Origin of the sequence: Frankia sp. Cppng1_Ct_nod, assembly GCF_920656135.1 — a bacterium.
Lineage (GTDB): Bacteria > Actinomycetota > Actinomycetes > Frankiales > Frankiaceae > Protofrankia > Protofrankia meridionalis.
This window is the reverse complement of record NZ_CAKKTK010000039.1, coordinates 20,257-42,377: the sequence shown is the minus strand read 5'-3', so window position 1 is coordinate 42,377 and position 22,121 is coordinate 20,257. Positions and strand designations below refer to the sequence as shown.

At 63.3% G+C, this 22,121-nt stretch carries 18 protein-coding genes; 12 read left to right on the top strand and 6 right to left on the bottom strand.

Annotated features, from left to right (window positions below; all coding sequences use genetic code 11):
- Nucleotides 1-129: 129 nt before the first annotated feature.
- On the bottom strand, nucleotides 130-1,239 hold the full coding sequence (locus NBW77_RS12965) for a glycosyltransferase family 4 protein (RefSeq protein ID WP_165485995.1): 1,110 nt from the start codon (nucleotides 1,237-1,239) through the stop codon (nucleotides 130-132).
- An 812-nt stretch (nucleotides 1,240-2,051) separates the two neighbouring features.
- Here NBW77_RS12965 and NBW77_RS12960 point away from each other — a divergent pair.
- From NBW77_RS12960 to NBW77_RS12910, 10 genes are all read left to right on the top strand, one after another.
- Entirely contained in the window at nucleotides 2,052-3,212 is a 1,161-nt protein-coding gene (locus tag NBW77_RS12960) for a Gfo/Idh/MocA family protein (RefSeq protein ID WP_250279755.1), read from the top strand.
- Between the two features lie 68 nt (nucleotides 3,213-3,280).
- Nucleotides 3,281-4,228: a glycosyltransferase gene (locus NBW77_RS12955; protein WP_250279754.1), complete on the top strand. Its 948-nt coding sequence runs from the start codon at nucleotides 3,281-3,283 to the stop codon at nucleotides 4,226-4,228.
- Between the two features lie 106 nt (nucleotides 4,229-4,334).
- Nucleotides 4,335-5,360, top strand: coding sequence for a glycosyltransferase family 2 protein (locus NBW77_RS12950; protein ID WP_131746283.1), 1,026 nt, complete (start codon nucleotides 4,335-4,337; stop codon nucleotides 5,358-5,360).
- Nucleotides 5,361-5,374: 14 nt separating this feature from the next.
- A complete protein-coding gene (locus tag NBW77_RS12945) occupies nucleotides 5,375-6,655 on the top strand; it encodes an acyltransferase family protein (RefSeq protein ID WP_250279753.1) in 1,281 nt (426 codons plus the stop codon).
- 644 nt (nucleotides 6,656-7,299) lie between these two features.
- Entirely contained in the window at nucleotides 7,300-8,562 is a 1,263-nt protein-coding gene (locus NBW77_RS12940) for an acyltransferase family protein (RefSeq protein WP_131746282.1), read from the top strand.
- 298 nt (nucleotides 8,563-8,860) lie between these two features.
- Nucleotides 8,861-9,601 (top strand): FkbM family methyltransferase, encoded by a 741-nt coding sequence (locus tag NBW77_RS12935; RefSeq protein ID WP_250279752.1) that lies wholly within the window; start codon nucleotides 8,861-8,863, stop codon nucleotides 9,599-9,601.
- 176 nt (nucleotides 9,602-9,777) lie between these two features.
- Nucleotides 9,778-10,593 carry a class I SAM-dependent methyltransferase gene (locus NBW77_RS12930; protein ID WP_165485990.1) on the top strand — a complete coding sequence of 272 codons (816 nt, stop codon included), beginning with the start codon at nucleotides 9,778-9,780 and terminating at the stop codon, nucleotides 10,591-10,593.
- 188 nt (nucleotides 10,594-10,781) lie between these two features.
- Nucleotides 10,782-11,678: a glycosyltransferase family 2 protein gene (locus tag NBW77_RS12925; protein ID WP_242605742.1), complete on the top strand. Its 897-nt coding sequence runs from the start codon at nucleotides 10,782-10,784 to the stop codon at nucleotides 11,676-11,678.
- A gap of 423 nt (nucleotides 11,679-12,101) precedes the next feature.
- Nucleotides 12,102-12,347 carry a transposase family protein gene (locus tag NBW77_RS12915; protein ID WP_250279751.1) on the top strand — a complete coding sequence of 82 codons (246 nt, stop codon included), beginning with the start codon at nucleotides 12,102-12,104 and terminating at the stop codon, nucleotides 12,345-12,347.
- Nucleotides 12,314-12,529, top strand: coding sequence for a hypothetical protein (locus NBW77_RS12910; protein ID WP_242605741.1), 216 nt, complete (start codon nucleotides 12,314-12,316; stop codon nucleotides 12,527-12,529). Before NBW77_RS12915 ends, NBW77_RS12910 begins: the two co-directional genes overlap by 34 nt.
- 58 nt (nucleotides 12,530-12,587) lie before the next feature.
- On the opposite strand, the gene NBW77_RS12905 is transcribed toward NBW77_RS12910, so the two are convergent.
- The 3 genes from NBW77_RS12905 to NBW77_RS12895 all read right to left on the bottom strand — a co-directional run bounded on the left by NBW77_RS12905 (nucleotide 12,588) and on the right by NBW77_RS12895 (nucleotide 16,706).
- Nucleotides 12,588-14,144, bottom strand: a complete 1,557-nt coding sequence (locus tag NBW77_RS12905) for a transposase (protein WP_242605740.1) — start codon at nucleotides 14,142-14,144, stop codon at nucleotides 12,588-12,590.
- 372 nt (nucleotides 14,145-14,516) lie between these two features.
- Entirely contained in the window at nucleotides 14,517-15,302 is a 786-nt protein-coding gene (locus tag NBW77_RS12900) for a class I SAM-dependent methyltransferase (RefSeq protein ID WP_131746277.1), read from the bottom strand.
- Between the two features lie 153 nt (nucleotides 15,303-15,455).
- Nucleotides 15,456-16,706 carry an O-antigen ligase family protein gene (locus tag NBW77_RS12895; protein ID WP_131746276.1) on the bottom strand — a complete coding sequence of 417 codons (1,251 nt, stop codon included), beginning with the start codon at nucleotides 16,704-16,706 and terminating at the stop codon, nucleotides 15,456-15,458.
- A gap of 697 nt (nucleotides 16,707-17,403) precedes the next feature.
- Between NBW77_RS12895 and NBW77_RS12890 the strand changes: the two genes are divergently transcribed.
- Nucleotides 17,404-17,997 (top strand): phosphatase PAP2 family protein, encoded by a 594-nt coding sequence (locus NBW77_RS12890; protein ID WP_131746275.1) that lies wholly within the window; start codon nucleotides 17,404-17,406, stop codon nucleotides 17,995-17,997.
- Nucleotides 17,998-18,148: 151 nt separating this feature from the next.
- Nucleotides 18,149-18,760, top strand: a complete 612-nt coding sequence (locus tag NBW77_RS12885) for a phosphatase PAP2 family protein (protein ID WP_165485987.1) — start codon at nucleotides 18,149-18,151, stop codon at nucleotides 18,758-18,760.
- A 106-nt stretch (nucleotides 18,761-18,866) separates the two neighbouring features.
- Here the strand turns inward: NBW77_RS12885 and NBW77_RS12880 are convergent, their stop codons facing one another.
- Both NBW77_RS12880 and dnaG read right to left on the bottom strand, forming a co-directional pair.
- Nucleotides 18,867-20,045, bottom strand: a complete 1,179-nt coding sequence (locus tag NBW77_RS12880) for an RNA polymerase sigma factor (RefSeq protein ID WP_250279750.1) — start codon at nucleotides 20,043-20,045, stop codon at nucleotides 18,867-18,869.
- 40 nt (nucleotides 20,046-20,085) lie between these two features.
- The gene (gene dnaG, locus NBW77_RS12875) at nucleotides 20,086-21,996 is read right to left on the bottom strand and encodes a DNA primase (RefSeq protein ID WP_250279749.1); all 1,911 of its coding nucleotides are present in this window, start codon (nucleotides 21,994-21,996) and stop codon (nucleotides 20,086-20,088) included.
- Nucleotides 21,997-22,121 lie beyond the last annotated feature (125 nt).

Below are 22,121 nucleotides of genomic sequence, written 5' to 3'. Positions count from 1 at the left end.
CAGCAACAGTCATGATGATCAATCAATGTGCTGACGCGGTGACCTGCGCTTACGTAAACGATCTTTGGTTCGCGTCGAGCGTGCCGTCGGCGTGTTGCCGCCGACACGCCGACAGGTGTTGCTGTAGTACTAGGAATTAATTACCCCGAGAAGCAGCTGCCCGGCCCGCTCGGCGTAGGCGTCAGGCTCGGTCGCCATTCGCGCCCACGCCCGGGCCCTCCGACCAGCCTCGGCAAGGCCCCCACGATCGGACAACAGCCGTAGTACCAACGCGGCGAGAGCGTCCGCAGACTCGTCCGCAGGCGACCAACCGGTTATCCCGGCGATATGGGCATCAGCAGAGCCGCCGGAGAACGGCGCGACGACCGGACAGCCCGCAAGTTGGGCTTCGACCAGCACGATACCGAAGCCTTCTCCGGTGCACGGAGGCCGGACCCGGGTCCGAGTACACAGGGTGAACAGGTCTGCGTCCGCGTAGAGCTCGGCCAGCTCCACATCGGACGGCGACACACGCAGCTCGGCGTTGTCGACGCGAGCCAACAATCGCACAAGATCGGAAGGTGCCGGTCCCTGCCCCGCCACGACGAGACGCACCTCGCCGAGCCTCTCGCGGACATGCTGAATCGCTTCTGCCAACTCGGGCAGGCCCTTCCCCCGCCAGGCCGACAGTCGGAAGACCGTCAGCACGACCGGTGGGCGGTCCGCGCCGGCGCGCCGTGGGGTCTCCTGCAGGATCTGGCGCCAGAGCGGATCGATGCCGGGCGGCAGTACCACCGGGACACCGAAAGACAACAAGGCGCCTGCGCTGAAGCTGCTGACTGTCAGGGGGCGCGCCCGCGACGCCCAGGCAAGCAGCGTCCGGCGCAGCGCCGGAGTGCCCCAGATGTCGGTGCCATGAAATGCGATGAACGAGCGATCTGGTCGAGCCAGGGCCGCCACCGGTACCGCGACCGGTACGAGGCCGGGATGTCCGACCAGCAGGCACCGGACGGGCGCATATTGACGGGCAGCGACGAGCGCTCGGGAGGCAAAGGCCGCCTTCGCCGCGGGTGTAGGTCGGCACCCCGGAGTGAGCAGGTCCACCCGACGCACCCGGACACCCGACCGGTTGAGTGCCCCTTCAACCGCGGCCAGGTACCGCTCGATACCGCCTCCGAGTCCCAACGAGGGTGCGAGCAGCAGCGCGTCCTCGCTCCGGTCACCCCCACCTCCCCGAACATCACATATAGAGCTCTTCACATCACACATTGTGCTCGAGCAGTACATCAGATCGACGGCATGGACGCGCCGAACACACCACGTGTTGGATACTAAGGGTATCTCTCTTGCTACCCTTAGTATCCAACGGAGCGGCACTCGAGAGCAGGTGCATCCATGGACTGGAAGAGTGCGGCTGTCCGCCTGGGCAGGCGGACAGCCGGCCACGCGGACCATCCCGTCCGTTGCTGTGGTCGATGCGCTGCCGCTCGACAATTAGCCTCGAGCCCGTACACCCGACGGGACCGCCCAGCCGCCCATGCCGTCCGACCGTATCGAGGGGACAGTCAGATGAAGGAACCGGTCCTTGGCAGAGGCAGGAGGCGCCCCGCGCCGGCAACTCGACCCGCGGACGGGCGGCCATGCGAGTCCTGAGCAGTGACGGATGGGTCGACGGCTTCCTGGACGAGACGGTGCTACCCGACAGCTGCCGGATCGCTCCCTCCCAATGGATCCGTGTACTGCCCGTCGATGGCCTCTACTTCGTGCGGGAGGCAAGTCCCCGGACGCTCGGCACGTATGTTCGCGAGTTCGGTCCCACCGCCACGGCCCGCAAGGTGGTAAGCCGCCGCGCCGAACGGCACCGGAACGTCCGTTACCTCTGTGTCGGCGCCGGGCACGTCCTATCCGGTCAACAAACGGACAAGTTCTCGGATGGAGCACCGGTCGCCTTTGTGGCTCCCCGGCACCCGGCGTGCATGGAACGAGTGGTGCTGCACCGTTGCCTGCTCCGCCCTTGGAAAGGATACCCGGATGCAGGCGTTCTACCGCGGGCGATTCGGTACTGGCAGTCCGTGTCGAGTCCGCCGCCTGGCTCGATCCGCCAACTCGCGGGCTGGTCGCCGTTCGCCGGCGACACACCACCTGCGGAGACGGTGGACGCACTAGTCGCCTGGCTCGAGGACATGACCGCTCGTCAGGAGCCGTCCCAATGCCTCCCCGTGGGAACCCCGATCCGCGAGCACACCGGATCCACCCCGCCTGCTCCACGTCAGGGCCGCCCCACGGCCGTGCTGTTCGGCTACGGCAATTACGCGAAGACTCAGGTCCTCCCCCATGCCCATCGGTACGTGGACGTGGTGCGGGTCCACGAGATCGACCCCCTCCAGATCGGGCCCCTGGCACCAGGGAATCGGTCCCGGTGGGACCACTCGTGGGACACCTCGCCTGTGCCCAGAGAGGAAGTCGACCGACCCCCGCATGACATCGACTTGATCGCGGGTTTCCACCACACCCATGCCCCGCTCGCCGTCGCGGGGATGGCTGCCGGTCGGGTCGTCGTGGTGGAGAAGCCGCTCGCCACCACCGAGGACGAGGCCACTGCCATAGTGGACGCGGTCGCAGACGGCGGCCGGCTGTTCGCCTGCTTCCAGCGCAGATATGCTCCGTTCGACCGCTGGCTGCGAAGGGATCTAAACTTGGGAGCCGGCCGCCCTATGACCTACGTGACGGTCGTCTACGAGGAACGGCTGCCGGCCCGTCACTGGTACCGTTGGCCGGCCTCGCGGTCCCGGGTTGTCTCGAACGGCTGCCACTGGATCGACCACTTCCTCTCGCTCAACGACTTCACCAAGGTCCGAACGGTACAAGCCTGCCGCGCCCAGGTCGATCTGATCCATCTGTACGTAGAGCTGGAGAACGACGCGACCTTCTCGATGACACTCACCAGCGAAGGCGGTTCTCGGCTCGGGCTGCGCGAGTACACCGAGGTTCGCACGGCCAACCGGGTCGCCAGAATCGTAGACGGCCGTAAGTACATCTGTGAGGACGACCGCCGGATCATCCGGCGACGTTCGGTGAACCGGCTGCACACCTATCGAACGATGTACGAGAAAATCTTCCGGGCCGTGGTCGCCCACGGGTCCGGGGAGCGTCCCGATCAACTTGCGGCGACACTTGACCTCACACTGGCCTTGGACCGAGCAGCCCAAGGCATTTCGGAAACAATCCCATGACAATCACAAATATTCGACCTCACGCAATCACTGGTCACGCCGTGCTGGTCGACTGTGCAGGAGCCCACATGGGCGGCGCCCGGCGTTACCTCGATGAACTTGACATCTTCCTTGCCGGGCGCGCGGCCGGTGAGGTCGAGGTGATCGGCCGCGGCCGATCGGTCACTCCCTTCTGGCTCGTCCGCAGGGAACGGCCATCCACCCGGCATCGACTCGTGGCGCTGAACAACGTCGGTTTCATCGCGAGCCGAGGCGAGCGCTGGGTGTTGCTGCGCAATGCATTGCATTTCCTCACACCCGACGAGCCCGCGGCGCGTTTTCTGCCCCGCTCCCTTCGGCTGCAGATACCCGTGGTGCGGCAAGCGGCGGCTAGGGCGGACGTCATAGTCGTACCGACCTCGATAATGGCCGAGCGAGTGGGGATGGCCGCGCCGAGGCTGCGATCGCGGCTCGTGGTGCGACCCCACCCGGTGACACCGATATCACATGCACGCTCTACCAAATGTCGTGAAGTCGGCCTAGTGCTGTGTCCGGTGCTGTTCGCGCCGTACAAGGACATGGGAAGCCTACTATTGATCATCGACGAAGCGGTGGCGAGGGTGGCCACCTATTACCCAACTCCCCCTCGTGTGCTCGTGACGGCGACCGAGGAGGAACGAGTCCGTGCGGGGTTGCGCAGCACCCGCCATCTGACCTTCATCGGGCGCCTCGACACCGATGCGCTGGCTCGGCACCGGGCACGCAGCACGGCGATTCTGTATCCAACCCGGTGTGAATCGTTCGGCTATCCACTGGCCGAGGCGCAGGTCGAAAGACGGCCTGTCGTCGCACTCGACATCGCACACAATCGGGAAGTCGCCGGTGATGCCCTGATCGGTTATGCCCGGGAAAACCCTGAGGAGATCGCCATCGCGCTTGGCCGCGCGCTGACCACCACCCTCCCCCCCGCCATCTCAAGGCCCTTCGAGCGTGACCCCTACTTCCGCTGGCTGTTCAAGCTTCAGGAGCTGTCATGACATGGCGCGCCGGCCCCGACCGCCCGGCGATCGACCACACATTGGTGCTCATCCGTTACGGCGGTTCGACGACACCGTGGATGTTTGCAGTAACGGAGGCCGCCCGATGATCCGTACCCGCGGAACGACTCGGTCGCTGGCACCGCCGTACGGGACAACGATCCCATCAGCGCCACCGCCGCGTTCAGTGCCGGTAACCGCAATTATCCTGGCACGTGATGAATGTCATGACATCGCTCGAGCTGTCCGGTCAGTCGGATGGTGCCGACAGGTGGTGGTGGTCGACTCGGGTTCCACCGACGGAACCCAGCAGATCGCCCGCGCACAGGGCGCCACCGTGTGGGAGGAACCCTGGCGCGGTTTCGCGGGTCAACGCGAGTGGGCGATGCGTAATCCCGGCGTCCAACACGACTGGGTCTACTTTCTTGACGCCGACGAATGGATTCCGACCGACCTCGCCAACGAGATCGCAGCCCGGGTCGGACGGGAGAACTGCGTGGCCTATATCCACCGGCGCCGATTCTTCTTTCTCGGACGGTGGATCGCCCACTGTGGCTGGTATTCCAACAGCTGGCAGGCTCGCCTGCTTGACCGGCGGTTCAGTTCGTTTGCCACCACCGATCAGTTCAGTGAACGTGCCTCGGTGAAAGGAACAATGCTGCGCCTGGCGTGCGATTTGGTCGACGAGGACAGCAAGGGATTGACCTGCTGGCTACACAAGCACGTCACGTATGCAGAGTTGGAGGCAGGTCGCCGGGCCGCACTCGTTCCGCCGTTCCGGCGGCTAAAACAGGTGCTGGCCGGCGGCTCCGAAGAGAGCACACGACCGCTACCGAGGACCATCGCCCGGGATATCGTGTTTCCCCTGGTGCCTTTCAAGGCACTGGCAATCTTTGTCTACATGTACCTGTTCCGAAGTGGCTGGCGGGATGGCTGGCAGGGCCTCGCGTTCTGCATACACCGGGCCTGGTACGAAAAGATGATCTACCTGCTGGGTCGACCCGAAGCCCTCCCGGGTGGATCAGGAGGAAATCTGGCACCAGCACCCGATTCAATCGATATCCCACCGGTACCACCTGCTACGGATACCGCGAACGACGGTGGATTTCACGCTCTGAGGTGTTCCTCCTAAATTGGAGAGATATTTTGCGTCGCACACCTGAGAGGGCGACGATCGCCTCTGTCTTCGACCCACGGGACAACAGCCTTTCGCTCGTTAGGCTGACGCTTGCCTGGATCATCGTGGTCTACCACGCATGGACGCTTGGTGGTTTCGGCCAGCTCGAGGTCAACCGCTTCAATCCAGGCGTACTGACAGTTGACGGATTCTTCGTCATCAGCGGTTTCCTGGTTACCTATAGCTGGAGTAGGACCGACACCGCGGGACGCTTCCTCTGGCACCGATTTCTACGGATATTTCCGGCTTTCTGGGTATGTCTGATCGTCATTGCCGGCGTTTTCGCGCCACTCGCGTGGCTGCACGACCGTGGGTCGTTGGACGGCTATTTGAACTCTGGTCCGCATGGCCCGATCCAGTACATCCTACAGAACAGCGGACTTCGAATACGAATGTCCGATATCTCCGGAACACCGCATGGTGTGCCCTTCCCCAAGCCGGGCTCAGGCCTTTCCCAAGCCTGGGACGGTTCGTTGTGGACAATGTGGTGGGACTTTCAGTGCTATCTCGGGCTCGCCGTACTCGGCCTGCTCGGCATCCTCCGGCCGAGCCGCCGATACATTGTCGTGCTGGCCGCAGCGGGAGTGTGGTGCGTACTCGTCGTCCATTGGCTCGCCCCGGGTTTCGCCAGCCGTGAATTCGGCGGTCAGCGAGCCCTTGGTACGACTCGGTTCGTCCTGCTGTTCCTCCTCGGCGCACTCCTGTTCCTCTATCGCGAGCGGGTGTTCCTATCCCGGCTCCTCGCCGTTCTTTCAATGCTCGCTGTCGCTGGCTCCACGTTGATCAGCGAGCCGCGGATAGTTTCCGATCCACCCTTCGCCTATCTGGTCATCTGGCTAGGTCTACGTCTTCCTTTTCGGAGAATCGGGACAACCCGCGACATCACCTATGGCCTCTATATTTACTCATTCCCCTTCCAGCAGCTCATGGCGGTCTACGGAGTTCATCGCCATGGTATGGCGGTTTACTACGTCACCTGTGCCTCCGGATCGCTCATCCTCGCCACGGGCAGCTGGATGTTCATCGAACGACCTGCCCAACAACTGAAATCCTGGACGCCGCGATGGTTCGTCCGCAACCAGGGCAGCCCACCGGTATCAGCCATACCGGCGCCCCGTCTCAGCGCGAACAGGCGGGCACGACCGGCGGCACCCTCAGTCGATCCAGCGTCCCGTCTGAACAACATCCACCCTTCGTCCGCCAACAGTGCCGACCCCACGGGAGCAACGCATCCGTCAGCAAACCGATGAAGAGCGATGAAGAGCGATGAAGAGCGATGAAGAGCGATGAAGAGCGATGAAGACACATCTACGGCTCTTCCCAGTAATATGGCCCGCCAGGGCCGGTAAGGCAGGTCGTTCGACCGCGTGAACTACTTCGACTCCATCCTCAGCACCGAGCGAAAGCCAGGAAAACGCCATTCGTCGACGCCGGCGAAACGGAACGCGTCAAATAACGGCGCTGGGCCGATCGGGAATACGATTAGACTTCATGCCGTTCTTCTCAGGACACACCGGATTCCAGCCGACCCTGTCCCAGAGTCTCCATATGACAGATCCAGACCCCTCGGGCTCTTTCTCCGCGTGTAGCGACGACGGAGGAACACCATTCGTTTACACTGGGCCATACTCGACATGCTGAAAGCAGTTATCAGGAGTTATCACATGCCAGCTATGCCAATCACGGGTATGATCATCCGGAAGAGTCCACACCAAACGAGTTACTGATCAGAAAATTCGCGGACATCTCCGGCTCCACACCACTCACGATCACATGCGCCAACAACGATCAGTCCAGCGTTTCGTGGCCGCAGCAGATCTGACGAGGGGACACCTGCCATACCGCGAAGCAGGGCTGAACACCACTCGTCTGCCCGTCACCCGAGTAGGAGACCGTGAACGCACATACTATGTCGGGCCGGCGCTCCTCGACGCCCTCCCGCCGACCACGAAAGTCCACGGTTGCGACCGGTTTCGGCCCGGACAATAGCCTCAACTTCCTGCGGCTGATCCTGGCCATGGTCGTCATGACATCTCATGGCTGGTCTCTGGGCGAGTTCGGCCTTCTTCGGCTTGGACATTACGACGTCAGCGCCCTCGCCGTCGACGGGTTCTTTGTCATCAGCGGGTTCCTCGTCACCCGCAGCAACGCACGGATGGGTAGTACCACGCGTTTCCTGTGGCATCGGTTCCTGCGAATTTACCCCGCTTTCTGGGTCTGCCTTGTCGTTGTTGCCGGATTCTTCGCGCCGCTGGGATGGCTGCATGCCCATGGCTCACTGCACGGCTTTATGAGCGCAAGGCATGGTCCGCTTCAGTATATCGTCGGCAACAGCACACTCCATATAAAGTTCTATGATGTGGCGGGCACCCCTGTCGGTGGTAGCCTGCCCGCGAAGTACTCCACGCAACCAGGTGCCTGGAATGGCGCGCTGTGGTCATTGTGGTGGGAACTGCTATGCTACCTCGGCATAGCAGTTCTCGGGCTGGTGGGCGTGCTCCAGCGACGCCGGTCCGTCGTCGTCCTACTGACCGCTATCATGTGGGCTGCTCTGGTTGTACACCGGCTTGCGCCGGACTTTGCCAGCGGTCTACTCGGTAGCTCGTTCGCGGATGGCACCCTCCGACTCGGCCCGCTGTTCCTTAGCGGCTCGTTTTTTTTCCTTTATGGCAATCGCGTGCCCGTGTCCGGCTGGCTCGCCGCGGTAGCCGCGCTACTCGTGACGGGCTCGATGTTCCTAGCCGAACCACATCTGATTATGCCAGTGCCGCTCGCGTACCTCTGCCTGTGGTTGGGAATTCGGCTCCCGTTCCACCGGATCGGGGCGAAGAACGACCTCTCCTACGGTCTGTATATCTATTCGTCGCCCATGCAGCAACTCATGGCGCTTTACGGAGTACAGTATCACGGCGCACTTGTGTACTTCTCCTTGTTCACAGCTGGATCGGTGGCCCTCGCCACAGCCAGCTGGTTTGCAATCGAAAGACACGCACTACGAATGAAAAACTGGGTGCCTCGGCGAGGTATCGTTCACCGTCTTCCACCACAGGTGGAACTACAGCGGCAGGATAAAAATCAACAATATTGGACCGTGGCAGCCATCGGAACAGGTGACCATGGAGACCCGCGTAGAGAGGACGACGGGCAGTCGGGCTGAAACCTCATCGAAAACGGACCCTATACCCGAGAACAGGAGCACGCATGGACTGGCACCATCTGGCCCGCTGTGGATACACGAGGAAGACGCCGGCGCAGCCTCCCCGCGCCCATGCACCCGCCACGCGGCCCAACATCGGCACGCTGGCAGCAAAAACAGGCGGGACCTCAAAATGATAAGTCAGACCCGTTATCCGACCACGACGTGGCTCACACCCAGATCCATCGCCGAACGTGTGTCCCACCGGATGGTGCTCCGGCGCCGTCTGCCCACACCCTTCAAACAGACACAGATATATGTGTCCTCCGAGGCAGGCCTGAAGTACCTGTGGCCAAGACTCGACGACATCGATCCGGTTCTGCTCGGACTTGCCTACGATCTTGTCCAGACGGGCAGCGCGGTGTGGGACATCGGCGCCAACACCGGGCTTTTCACCTTCGCATCCGCGACGGCAGCCGGTGCCACTGGAAGCGTACTCGCTGTTGAGCCCGACACCGTGATGGTCGAACTACTACGTCGGTCCTCCCGGCTGCCCGGTCCACGCGCGGCTATCGACATTCTGCCGGCAGCGGTGACCGCAGCTTCAGGTGTGACCAGATTCTGCATCGCGTCGCGAAACCGCGCAACCAATCACATAGAGGGACTCGGTAGTTCTCAGACCGGTGGTGTTCGCGCCGTTCAGGTAGTCCCCACAGTTTCCCTCGACCTCCTGCTCGAATACTTCGCGGCTCCGGACATTGTCAAGATCGATGTGGAGGGCGCGGAGCACCTGGTACTCGAAGGGGGTGCACAGCTCCTGTCCGACGTGCGACCGATCATTATCTGCGAGGTTGCCGCGGAAAACACCGCCACCGTGACGACGGTACTCCGCGAGCATGACTACCAGATCTTCGACGGCGACCAGACCATCGGCACTCGACCTTCGGTCGACGCGGCTCCCTGGACGACACTCGCCATTCCCGCGGAGCATCCAGACCGGCGCATGAGCCCGGACAGCAAGGTGAACAGATCCGATACATCATACGGGGTAGATTCGTGATCGAGAGAGAGTGTCCGTTCTGTGGTCGTCATGGTGCCAGAACTTTTGGTCGCCGCAACACTGCGATCTGGGCCCGATGCCGTACATGTCGTTCGCTCTTCCGGAACATCTCGACAGCGGAATTCGAAAATCTCCACCAAAAGGCGGAGGAGCAGTCCACGCTGATTCCACGCAGCGTGAGCGCTTCCGGTGACCAGGCACGGGCGGACGTCTGGCAGACAATCGGGCTGGCCGGATCCACCGTACTGGAGATCGGCCCCGGAGCCGGTCACGTCCTCGCCGCAGCCAAGAATGCCGGGCGACAGATATGGGGCGTGGAGACAAATCCGGCACACCGTGCGTACATCACGCAAGCATGGGGGATCACCACCGTCGTCCCCGCGCTTTCGAACCTTCCACCGGACCTGAAATTCGATACGATCATTGCGGTCAATGTTCTCGAGCATGTTCATGATATACGCGGATTTCTGCACGACCTTTGTGCACGGCTGACACCGACCGGCAGCATCTTCATCTCGACATCCAACGCCGCCTGCATCGTGCCCCAGGTCGTCGGCACATGGTGGTCAATGTTCAAGGAGGTGGACCACGTCGCATTCCCGACCGCAGCGGGAATGTCGGCGGCAGCGGCCGTCTCGGGTCTGACCATCAACCGGGTCTGGACGAGCGAACTCCCCTTGGAGACACCGATAGGTTTCGTCGTCGCTATACGCGACTATCTGCGCAGTGCATATTCGGCAAAGCACCCGCCCCGGGTAGAAGCGCCGGTGCCACAGGACGCCAAAGTATCGGATCACCAGCCACTCAGTCGACGGATAGTCCACCGGATCTACCGCGTCGGGAAAAGAGGAGAACCGAGCTCCAGACTAATCGGCCGGCTTGGACGAGCAGCCTCCATCAAGGTGGTGCTCACCCAGAACGTCGATCCGATGCCCGCAGGCCCCATCCAAGGAGGATATTATATGCAACCCCCTCGACGGCAGCATGCATAAGGCCACCAAAAACACGTTTGACGCTTTGCCAATGGCTCGAAATGGCAATATTTCCCTACTGACTTCTTCGGCGCAGAATGAATGTTGGCGGGGCATCGAAGAATTTAGGACCGCGCAGCACTCGACGATCCAATACTCGATCTTGGTGGAGCTGGCAGGTACCGGCGTCAAAGGAGCGAGGGAAGTCAGTGAAAACCAGGCAGGGGCGCTCAGTCGCGGCCGTGATCGTACACTGGGGACCAGCCCAGCCAAGCGTCGAGTTGGCTGGTTGGCTCACCCGGTGTGAGCATGTCTCCGAAGTCGTTGTCGTAGCCAACAATCGGATTCCCCGCCCGGAAAGTCTCGAAGCGAGCGTGAAATGGCTGGTACCGCACCGAAACCTCGGCTTCGCGGGTGCATTCGACACGGCTGTCTGCGAACATCCCGGCTACAAAACGTACATTCTTCTGAACAATGATGTAAGACTAAGTCGGGAGACCGTCGAAGCCTGCCTAGTGTTGCTCTCGGCCGGGGACATCGGGGTCGTGGCTCCGGCGCTTTACAACGATAACGGGCTGCAGTCCGGCCTTGGTACCATCAGCAACATCGTGATGGAACCCCGAATTCATAGAACAGGAACCGGGGCCGTGGATGCAGCGTGGGTCACCGGAGCGGTGATGTTCATCAAGGCATCTTGTTACAAAGAGGTCGGTTTCGACCGGCGCTTCTTTCTCGGTGGCGAGGACGTCGACTTCTGTCTGCGCGTTCGCCGGGCCGGCTGGCGGGTGGTTATCACATTCTCAAACAGAGCCTGGCATCTCGGCGGGTCCACCATCCCGTCAAACGGCTTCCTGTATTACGCCATCCGTAACAGGCTGTGGCTTGTTCGTCTGCACGGTGGCCGCCTACGCCATGTTGCCGCTGGCTTCCGCATCGGTGCCGTTTTGCTTGTACGGACTCTGGTGGCGGATCTGGTGAAGCGGCGCAGTCTGATCCGGACGCGGCTGGCGGTTCACGGACTTGTCGACGGTATGAGCCCGATGCCCAGGTCGAACGAACCATGGCCCGACGAGCCGCGTGCCAGCAGGTGGTTGGAATCGTGGTGAAAGTTCACAACGAAATCCCGTGAACGATGGACAGCGTAGATCTTCGAGTCCCGGGAAAGTGACGAAGGCTGGCGGAATCAAGCGGTCATGGCGACACATGCCGTTCCAGCAAGTCGTTGAACATTTCTATCGGCTTTCCCAACGTCTCGCGGGGCCTGCCATTCAGCTCCGCGGCCACTCTATCGAGATCCGTCTGGGAATGCAGGGACAGGTCCGTGCCCAGTGCCCCGGTATTTTTGCTGGGAAGCGGTTCATAGTTCGTGTTGAGGGGTTGCGGTGAGGGTGGGGTGTGGGTGTCTGCAGGGCATCGGGCCCTGACGTGGGACGGGCATGACACTTAGATGATCATGGAGGTTCCTACGCCAGCCTGATCGTCCCTGGGGTGCCATGCCCGCCGCGCCATTATCCGCCTGCGATCCTGTTTTGGATCAGCCGGCCGCCTCGATCATCGACACGGTGCCGCCGCCGGCGTTCCCGGCCGGTCTGCTGAAGGTGTTCACCCGGCTTGCCGATCCACGCGGGTGCCGCGGGCGCCGCTACGGGTTACCGGTGCTACTGACGTTGGCGACGTGCGCGGTGCTGGCAGAAGCCCGCTCGTTCACCGCGATCGCCGAGTGGGCCGCCGACGCTGGTCCGTGGAGAACCAGCTCCACTGGATTCGCGACCTGACCTACGACGAGGACCACCACCAATCCCGCACCGGTAACGCCCCCCAGGTCATGGCCAGCCTGCGCAACCTCGCCCTCACCATCCTGCGCCTCACCGGCCATACCACCATCGCTACCGCGATCCGCCACCACGCCCGCAACCCCGAACGCCCACTCCACGCAATCATGAAACTAGGCTGCTAATCCGCAAAAACGCCGGGGCACTACTCTCCGCACCGGATTGGCATGTGTAGTGGGCTGATTACGCAGGCTTTGCGTAGGTGCTTACGGGGTGTAGCCAGTCGGGGCGGGTGGAGCGGGAGACGGTGTAGCGGGCGCGGCGCTGCTGGTTGGCGACGTTGGTCAGGCCGAAGGCTGTCCGGTAGACCAGTTTGATCAACCGGTTGACTCCCTCGGCTGCGGCATTGGACAGCCCATACAAGATCGAGTTTGTGATCTCGACGCGCCAGTCCGAGATCGTCTCGGCGAGGGTGACGACCTCAGGGACGGTCGCGCCGGTGGTGGCGCAGTACTCGAAGAACCTCGTCAGTGCCCTGTCGATGTCGGTGCGGGTGGTCGTCCGGCCGGTGCGGGTCGGGGAGAGTGCGAGCAGGTCGAGTAGGAGGTCCGTCGCGCGCCAGGCGGTGCCGATCGCGAAGCCGGCCTCGCCGCCGAGGTCGGCCAGGGTGGTCAGGATCTTGTCTTTGGCCTGGCAGGAGAGCCTGCGCGGGTTCCGGACGAGCACCCTCTTGATCGTGTATTCGGGGTCCGTGGCGCGGCCGCGCCGGCCGCGCAGGGCGTGGGTGACCCGCCGGCGCACGTTCCCGATCACCTTGATGTCCAGGTGGGCGACGTGGAACGGATCGGCGGCGATCAGCGCGTGCGGGAGCGCGTGCGGGAGCGCGTCGCGGATCGCGGACTTGTAGACGGTCGACACGTCGATCGTGACGGCCCGGATCCTGGCGCGCCAGGCGGCGGGCTGGGACCTGATCCAGTCGGCGGTGGCTCGGGCGGTCCGGCCCTCGACGGCGCCGAGCAGGCTGTGGCCGCCGCTCGAGTCGAAGAACCCGGTCTGCCACCGGTCGGCGTCCTCGACCCAGCGGCCACTGACCGGGTCCTTGTGGTAGCGAGGCCGGCCGCGGCGGTGGTCGTCGATCCCGAGCACCTCCACGTCTGGCAGCGGCCCGGATACCGACCGCGACACACGGCCCACGCGCTGCCCATCGGCGTTCTGACCGCCGGCATCACCACTGTCCCCGCCGTTGGCGGCGTCGTCGGCACCCGGCTCGGCCGTGCCGGCGGTGCAGGGTCCGTCCGCTGCCGCCTCGCCGGCCGTGGCCTGGGTGGCCGGGTCGGTGACCGTGATCCCCGCGGCCTCGGCGATCCTGACGAAGCCGTCGTGCGCGGTGTGCCAACTGACCCCGGCTGCCGCCGCGGCCACGCTCACGGGCACGAGCCAGTCCCCGACCAGGTGGCCCACCGTCTCCATGCCCGGCAGCGACACCGTCCCGCCCCGGACCGCCAAGCGGCCCGCCCTCGGGAAAACACGCTGGTCACAGCCCTCGCTGCCACACTGCCACCGGTGCTTGTGCCAGATCACCGCCACCGGCGTCACCGCCAGATGGGCCACCGTCTGCCCCGCGACGCCCCGGACCCGGCCCGACGGCGCCCCGCACCGGGGGCAGCACGCCGCGACCCCCGCCGCCGTGCGCACATGCACGGTGAACGACCCGTCCGCCTCCCGCTCGACCAGCTCGACCTCGACACCGGCCGGCAGCCCCAGCAGCCCGCCCAGCACACAGCCCATACCCTGAAACACACGTACCCGTCCGCCCGATGATCTTTTCTGTGGTAAAAGCGATCATTTCAGTGGGCGGGTGCGCCTCTCCTCCCACACCCAAACCGGCCACGCTCCGTCACCACCCGGAGATCGCGGCGGGTAGGCGATCAGACATACCTACTAATCCAATGCGGAGAGCCGGAAAAGGACCCTACCCAGGGCACCTCGCCGGCGACCTACCCGACTCGAAAGGGGGCCGCTGGCGAAACCGGACCCCGTGGCAGCACAGCGCACACGCGCTGGCGGACGGCGAAAGTGTCCGACGGAAGCCCCGTCGACCCCGTCTCTGCCTCGAAACCCGGACCAGCCAGCGGCCTACCTCACTCAGTCCAGCTTTCCCACCTGTTCCTGTCATGAGCCGACCACGCCCGGCCTATAACAGTAGAAGTTGGCGTGCGAACTGACGCTCTCATCCCCGTTGTATGGATGGCGATTTTCCCTGACCTCGAACAGCTCCCAGTCAGGCCGATTCTGTTCGACCCAGTGAGTGAACTGTCGATCGCGCACATGTGGCGCACCCCGTCGCAGGTCATCACTATTCGACGAATAAATGATCACATATTTTCGGGCGCTCACAAAAAGACGGTCCATATATCCGTCGAACACCACATCCTCAACAAGATGATAGATCACATCAAGCGAAAGAGCGACATCGGCGCGAAACAACCCGGCATGATCAACAAAACGATGCGGATCATAATAGAAGAAACTCTTACCATGGTCTGCCTCATGGCGTTGCAGGCACCTGTCGATCGCATTCCCGCTGACGTCCAATCCGACATATTTGGGTAGTTTCAGAAAATCGAGTTGCTTACCGTCACCGCATCCCCACTCGATTACCGAGTCCACCTCCCATTTCCGACAGAGGTCGTTGACGACGGCTGCCTTGTAGCGGGCCAGTCGACCGGACGAACCAACACCGGAATCGCCCCCCGCAGCGTATCGCTGCTCCCAGTACGAGGAGGAACCGGGGAAATTTGCGGCCCGGTATGATGATACCGCCAACGCGCTGAATCTGCCGATCAGCGGTGCATCTCGGATCACAGATTTGATCAAAACTTTCACTGTATTTTCCTCTCCCCTCAGGATCTGTAATGAAGTAACAAATGCATCCTCGGGAGCGTCTTCGCAGGTCACTGGCCTGCAGAAGGCTCAAAATGAACAGGTTATTTCATTCCGGCTACTCAGTCCAACGCGGACAAGAGCCTGATTGTTGACATCAGTGCAACCGATGGTGAGCCTTTAGGGCAGGATGAGCACCACCCTGGCAGCGGATGGAAAGACCACTAATCACCGGATAGCGGGCGGACCTATGGATAGATTCCTGACCTTCAGCGGAATTTCAGAACCCTTCCGATCACCTTCCGCAGAGGCCGATACCGTGTTTTCCTGCCGCTCGTCAACCAGTATAAGAAGCGTCAGAAAAATCCATATAAAAAGCGCTACCCTGTTCGCCGTGAAGGCGGGTAGGCCCATTGTCGCCGCCACGCTCAGGACCAAGACAGCGGTGGCGAAGGAGCGCTCCGGCACCGACCGTGTCGGCCTTCCCTTAAGCCAGCCGTAAACCAGCACCACCAGCACGAGCGCGAAAATTATCACACCTACGAATCCGCCAACGATCATCATCTCAATCCAGGAACTATCGTACGGCACAGCAAGTCCACCAGCGCCGTATCCAAACCACGGATGGGTGTCCGATACATATCGGAATGCCACTTTGAATGGACCGTCCTTACCCAGCCGTCCCGCCGTGTACTTGGTTGTCGCACTCGTGTCACTGGTGGAACCGAACAGCAACGTCAGCATCCAGGCGCCTCGCCACTGCGGAATATGGATCTGGGAGGCGAGAATCCTGATTGATCCAGCCATGCAGACAAGGACCAGTAGCCGTTGAATTCGCCGTCCCTGGCGCACCGCCTGCCATACCGCAAGGGGTAGGCCGACCAGCAGGAAGATCTTCGAAATACTCAGGACGCCCCCGACGAACACAGGCGCCACGGCAAGTCCGAGGAGGACCGGACGGTCTTTGCCATGCCGGCCGAAAAGGTAGATGGCTGCAAGGAGCGCGAGCGAGTAGGCGATCCCGGCCTCGGCTGGTTGAGAAAAGATTCCGGTCAGCCGACCATTGCTGAGAGCACGCACGGCAACCGTCGTTTCAGGGGTGGCCGGAGCATACCCCCAGAACCTCTGCAGATGGTTGGTCGGATCATCAAAAAGACCGGTAATCGCGATGACCCCGTTTAGTGAAACCATGATGACAAAAATCTGACAAAATATTTCCAGGAGGCTCAGGCGAGTGAATCCAACCGCCGTCCAGCATGCCACCAGCAGGAGCACCGCCAGCGGGTAGAGGAAGTTGTCGATACCGGATTTCAGGCTGCCAGGAAAAAAAGTTCCGAGCACTGGTACGCGGTTTGCGTTAACCACAAGAAGAAGGAGAAGGAACGCCCATGTCAAGGTGACGTGTGCATGCAGAATGTCAAATTTTAGTCTCGACAGGAGAAACGGAAGAGCCAGTAGCAGCGAACCGTAGACCGCCACCTGTTCGGTCCTGACGCCGTCTGCGACGTACGGTCCGAATGCGGCAACAGCAACGACGACAGGCCAGATTCGGACAACAAGAGATTTTCGACCACGGACGCCAGACGAATCTACTGCGGTTATGGGACCGGAGTAAGCGGCAAAGCGTTGCACCGCAGGACGATGGTCCGAGGCCGTCTTCACCGGGACGACGACTCCCTTCGCTTCTTCGACAGCTGACCGCGTACGACGGTGCGGCACCCGGCTATTGTCAACGGTCTGGCGCGTCGACGCGGGTACCCGGTAGGCAACACGCCGGACGCCCGAGTAGAAAACACAACAGATGGCGCAATCTGTACGAGATGCGATCTTTCTGGATAAATCGCCTTTCGATTATCATAGGGTGTACTGAAGGTTGGGTCGACACCCGACGGCGGGCGACGGCCGCGGGTACGATCGGCGGTCGATATCAGGCAGTGTGATCCGATCGAATCCGTACCACATCTACATCCGGTTCGAGGTGGCGTTTCGCCTCACGGTTACACGATCACAAAGCTGATGTAAGAACCCCAAGTCTGTTCCGGGTGATATGTCACGGTGCTCGGAACAGGACACCGAGGAATAGCACGGAGGCAATCTTCTGGAGAAAAGTTCCGATATGCCAGGAACGAGGATATCAGTGACTGAACAACGGAGTAGACCGCAATCCGACACATCGTTGCCCGTAAAGTTCGTGCCGCTCCTGCTCCGTCAGCGACCGTGGATGCTGATCTTTCCCTGCCTGCTCGCTCTCGTCGTACTGAGCTGGAAGATCGCCGATCTGCCGATGGCAACCGCCGTCGACTCTATGGTCGACCCCCGGCTCGCCTATCCCTTCCGCCAACAGCAGCAGTTGTCCGAGGCGGTTATCCAGCTCGAGGATCCGACGAATGTCGTTCTGGCCTCCGCCGCACTGGCAGGATTGTGCCTGCTGGTGCGTACCCCCCGGGCCGCGCTACTCAGCCTGGTCGGGCCGCCCCTGGCCGGCGCGCTCACCGAATGGGTGCTCAAACCGCTGGTCGACCGCCGTCATCTCGGTGGTCTTGTCTTCCCCAGCGGGCACACGACCGGGGCCTACGCAGTCGTCCTCGTCCTGCTCCTGCTACAAGGCGCCGCCAACCGGTCTCATACCCGGTGGAGCCAGATACGCCGTCGCGGGAACGGACTCCCACGCCTCTGGCAACGGTTTCGTTATCAGCGGTCCGGTGTCCCACTTCGACACCGGCAGCACAGCACCCACAAGAACACTCTAAGTTACTATCATGGCACGTAAAGAATACGATGCGGGCCGGCGTTTCTCCCGGCACGATCGGCTTACAACCCCCGGCTACTCGACGGCATCAGGCATGCCTTCCGGTCGGGAGCAGTCAGCCCGACAACCACCGCGATCCGGCGCATCACCGGCCGGGCAGCTGGTACCACCCATGCTGCGCCGACGACTGTGGACGTTGATCGTCCCCTGTCTGCTGGCTCTCGGAGTGCTGTGCTGGAAGCTCGCCGATCGGCAGACGTCCACCGCCATCGACGCCGCGATCGATCCGCGGCTCGCCTATCGCTTCGGTCGGCAGCGACGGCTTTTCGAGACGGTCATCGCGCTCGGGAATCCGACGAACGTCGCCCTGGCCTCCGCCGCGCTGGCCGGGCTGTGCCTGCTGATGGGTGCCCGCCGGGCCGCGCTGCTCAGCCTGGTCGGGCCGCCCCTGGCCGGAGCGCTCACCGAATGGGTACTCAAACCGCTGGTCGACCGCCGTCACCTCGGCGGTCTCGCCTTCCCCAGCGGACACACGACCGGGGCCTGCGCGGTCGCGGTCGTCCTCGTCCTGCTCCTGCTACCCGGCGGAGCCCTGAGAAACCTCGCCGCACCGGTACGGGTACTGCTCTGGTACGCCGCCGCCGTCTTCAGCGCCGGCGTCGGCCTCGGGGTTGTCGTACTGCGCTATCACTACGCTACCGACGTGGTCGGGGGGGCGGCGGTCGCGGTCACGGTGATCCTCGCGTTCGCCTGGACGCTCGACCGCCTGGCCCACCGACGGTAATCAGTCCTGTCGCAGCCGGGTTGTCGACGGGCGGTCGAACACCTGGGCAGCCGGGGGCCTCTCGGCAACCCCCGGGCGCGCCCAGGTTCTACTCCAGAGACAGGTCCTACTCCAGGTAGTCGCGCAGCTTCTGCGACCGGGACGGATGCCGCAACTTCGACAGCGTCTTCGACTCGATCTGCCTGATGCGCTCACGGGTGACGCCGAACTCCCGGCCGACCTCCTCCAGCGTGCGCGGATGGCCGTCGGTCAGCCCGAACCGCAGCTGGATGACCTTCTTCTCCCGGTCGGACAGCGTGTGCAGCACCGAGTCGAGCTGCTCCTGCAACAGGATGAAGCTGGCCGCGTCCACCGGTACGACCGCGTCGCAGTCCTCGATGAAGTCACCGAGGTGGGAGTCCTCCTCCTCACCGATCGGTGTCTCCAGTGACACCGGCTCCTGGGAGACCTTCAGGATCTCGCGCACCTTGTCGGGCGTGAGGTCCATCTCCTTGGCGATCTCCTCGGGGCTGGGTTCACGACCGAGGTCCTGCAACAGCTGCCGCTGGATGCGGATGAGCTTGTTGATCGTCTCGACCATGTGCACCGGAATGCGGATGGTGCGTGCCTGGTCGGCGATGGCACGGGTGATCGCCTGGCGGATCCACCAGGTGGCGTACGTGGAGAACTTGTAGCCCTTGGTGTAGTCGAACTTCTCCACGGCACGGATCAGGCCGAGGTTGCCCTCCTGGATGAGGTCCAGGAAGAGCATGCCGCGACCGACGTAACGCTTGGCGATCGACACCACCAGTCGCAGGTTCGCCTCGACGAGCTTACGCTTGGCAATCTGTCCGTCACGTTCGATCGCCTCAAGGTCGCGGCGCATCTGTGGGGAGGTCTTGCGGGTCACCGCCGCGAGCTTCTCCGAGGCGAACAGGCCCGCCTCGATCCGTTTGGCGAGGTCGACCTCCTCCTCGGCGGTCAGCAGCGGAACCTTGCCGATCTCCTTGAGGTACATGCGCACCGGGTCGGAGGTCGGCGCCTTGAGCGCCAGCTCCTCCTCCTCGCGGCGGCGCCGGGCAAGCAGGTCGGCCTCGTCGGCGTCCTCCCCACCCGCCTCAAGAACCTCGATGCCCTCGTCGTTGAGGACCTGCAGGATCGCGTCGGTCTGCTCCGGTGGCAGTTCGGCCGCCTGCAGGGCGACCGTGACGTCCTCGGTCGTGAGGAAACCGATCTCCTTGCCCCTGGTGATGAGGTCCTTGACCTCGTCCACCTGGGCTTCGCGCGGTAGGACGGCTGGACTCATGGGCGGAATCTCGTCACTTCCTTCTCGGGATCGACCCAGGTTACGCGGCACCCAGGCCCCGTTCCCGGAGTTGGCGCTTGTGCTGCTCCAAGGCGATCAGCTCACCATATGCATGCTTGAACGTCTCGGCGTCGGTCACGGGGTTGAGTCGCTGCACACGCGACTTCAGATCCGTAATGCGACGGGTCACATGCAACTCCTGTACGCGTGACATCTGTTCATCGACATACCGGTCGTCCACATCGTGGTCGCAGAACACGGCTTCGACGGCAAGCCCGGTGACGAACCGCCGAAGCTCGTCGTCCCCGGCAGCCTCGGCCACCGCGGAAACCCAGGACGCGACATCGCCCACCGCGGACAGACCGGCGCACACCCCGCCCGCCGCGACAACGGCCTCGCGGACAGCGCGATGCGCAGGCACCGTGAACAACTCGGGTGACAACATGTCGAACATCGGGCCGGCCAGCCCCGGATACTGCAGTGCGACCTTGAGCACCTCCCGTTCCACCGCCGCGGCCATGTCGTCGGCAACGTCCTCCCGCCGGCGCAACTGCGCCGGACGGCCCCGGCGGGAATCACCGGACGCGCCACCACCAACCGCACCACTGCCACCGCTACCGCGTTGCTGGTGCTCAGCGACCCGCCGCACCACGAACTCCTCGTCCAGAAAACCGAGCCAGTTATCCAGGTTAACCGCGTAACGGTGCCGCAGGCCCCGGTCCTTCAGCCGGTTAATCATCGGTGCGACCGCATCGAGAGCGGCCAGACGTCCCTCGGTGGTGTTCAGGTTGAACTCGGCCAGCTTCCCTCGGATGGCGAACTCCACCAGGGCGACGCGGCGGGCCACCAGATCGCGTACTGCCGCGTCCCCCCTCGCCATCCGCAGGTCGCACGGGTCCAGCCCGGACGGCTCGATCGCCACGAAGGTCTGCGTGACGAACCGTTCCTCGAACTCGAAGGCTCGGATGGCGGCCTTGCGGCCCGCCTCGTCACCATCGAAGGTGAACACCACCTCGCCACGGTGCTCGCTCTGGTCCATCAGAAGCCGTCGCAGGACCGTGACGTGCTCACTGCCGAACGCGGTGCCACAGGAGGCGACCGCGGTCGCGACACCGGCGAGATGACAGGCCATCACGTCCGTATAACCCTCGACGACGACGACCTGATACCGCCGCGCGATCTCACGCCGGGCAAGATCCGCCCCGTAGAGGAGGTTGGCCTTCTTGAACAGCGGGGTCTCGGGCGTGTTGAGGTACTTCGGGCCGGGGTCGTCGGCGGCGAGACGGCGGGCGCCGAAGCCGACCACATCCCCGGCGAGGTCGCGGATCGGCCACACCAACCGCCGGTGGAACCGGTCGATGAGGCTGCCGCGACTGCTCTGTTTGGCCAGGCCGCCGAGGACGAGCTCCGCGGAGGTGAAGTGCCGGCCCATGAGATGTCGGGTGAGACCGTCCCAGCCGGCCGGCGCGTAGCCGACACCGAAGCGGGTGGCCGCGTCCCGGTCGAAACCCCGAGCGGAGAGGAAGTCCCGTCCGTCGCGGGCGTCGGGGGAACCCAGCCGCTCGGCGTAGAAGTCGGCGGCCGCCCGGTGCGCGTCGAGCAGTCGCTGGCGTTGACTGGTGACCGCCCGACTGGTCACCCCACCGCCCTCGTAGGTGAGCGTGACACCGGCGCGACGGGCGAGGCGTTCCACCGCCTCCGGGAAGGACAGTCCGTCGATGGCCCGCACGAAGGCGATCACGTCACCGCCGACGCCGCACCCGAAGCAGTGATAGGCACCGACCTGCGGCCGGACGTTGAACGACGGTGTCTTCTCGTCGTGGAACGGGCACAGGCCCCGCAGCTGACCGCTGCCGACAGGACGCAACTGCACGTAGTCGCCGACAACGTCCTCGATGGGCGAGCGTTCACGCACGGCAGCGACGTCCGTGTCGCGGATGCGTCCGGCCACACGTCCCTCCCTGCGTCACAGGCGGAGCGCCAACGCGCTGGTGTCATGCGGGGTATTCCGCCCCACCGGCCGGCCGCGGACCCGCCCTCTACCCGTGATGGTACTTGTCATCCGCGCCGTAGGGC

Bases quoted from the DNA above. Each gene is read 5' to 3' on its own strand.
- NBW77_RS12955 (WP_250279754.1), top strand. From the start codon at position 3,281: ATGGGCGGCGCCCGGCGTTACCTCGATGAACTTGACATCTTCCTTGCC.
- NBW77_RS12950 (WP_131746283.1), top strand. From the start codon at position 4,335: ATGATCCGTACCCGCGGAACGACTCGGTCGCTGGCACCGCCGTACGGG.
- NBW77_RS12885 (WP_165485987.1), top strand. From the start codon at position 18,149: ATGCTGCGCCGACGACTGTGGACGTTGATCGTCCCCTGTCTGCTGGCT.
- NBW77_RS12880 (WP_250279750.1), bottom strand. From the start codon at position 20,045: ATGAGTCCAGCCGTCCTACCGCGCGAAGCCCAGGTGGACGAGGTCAAG.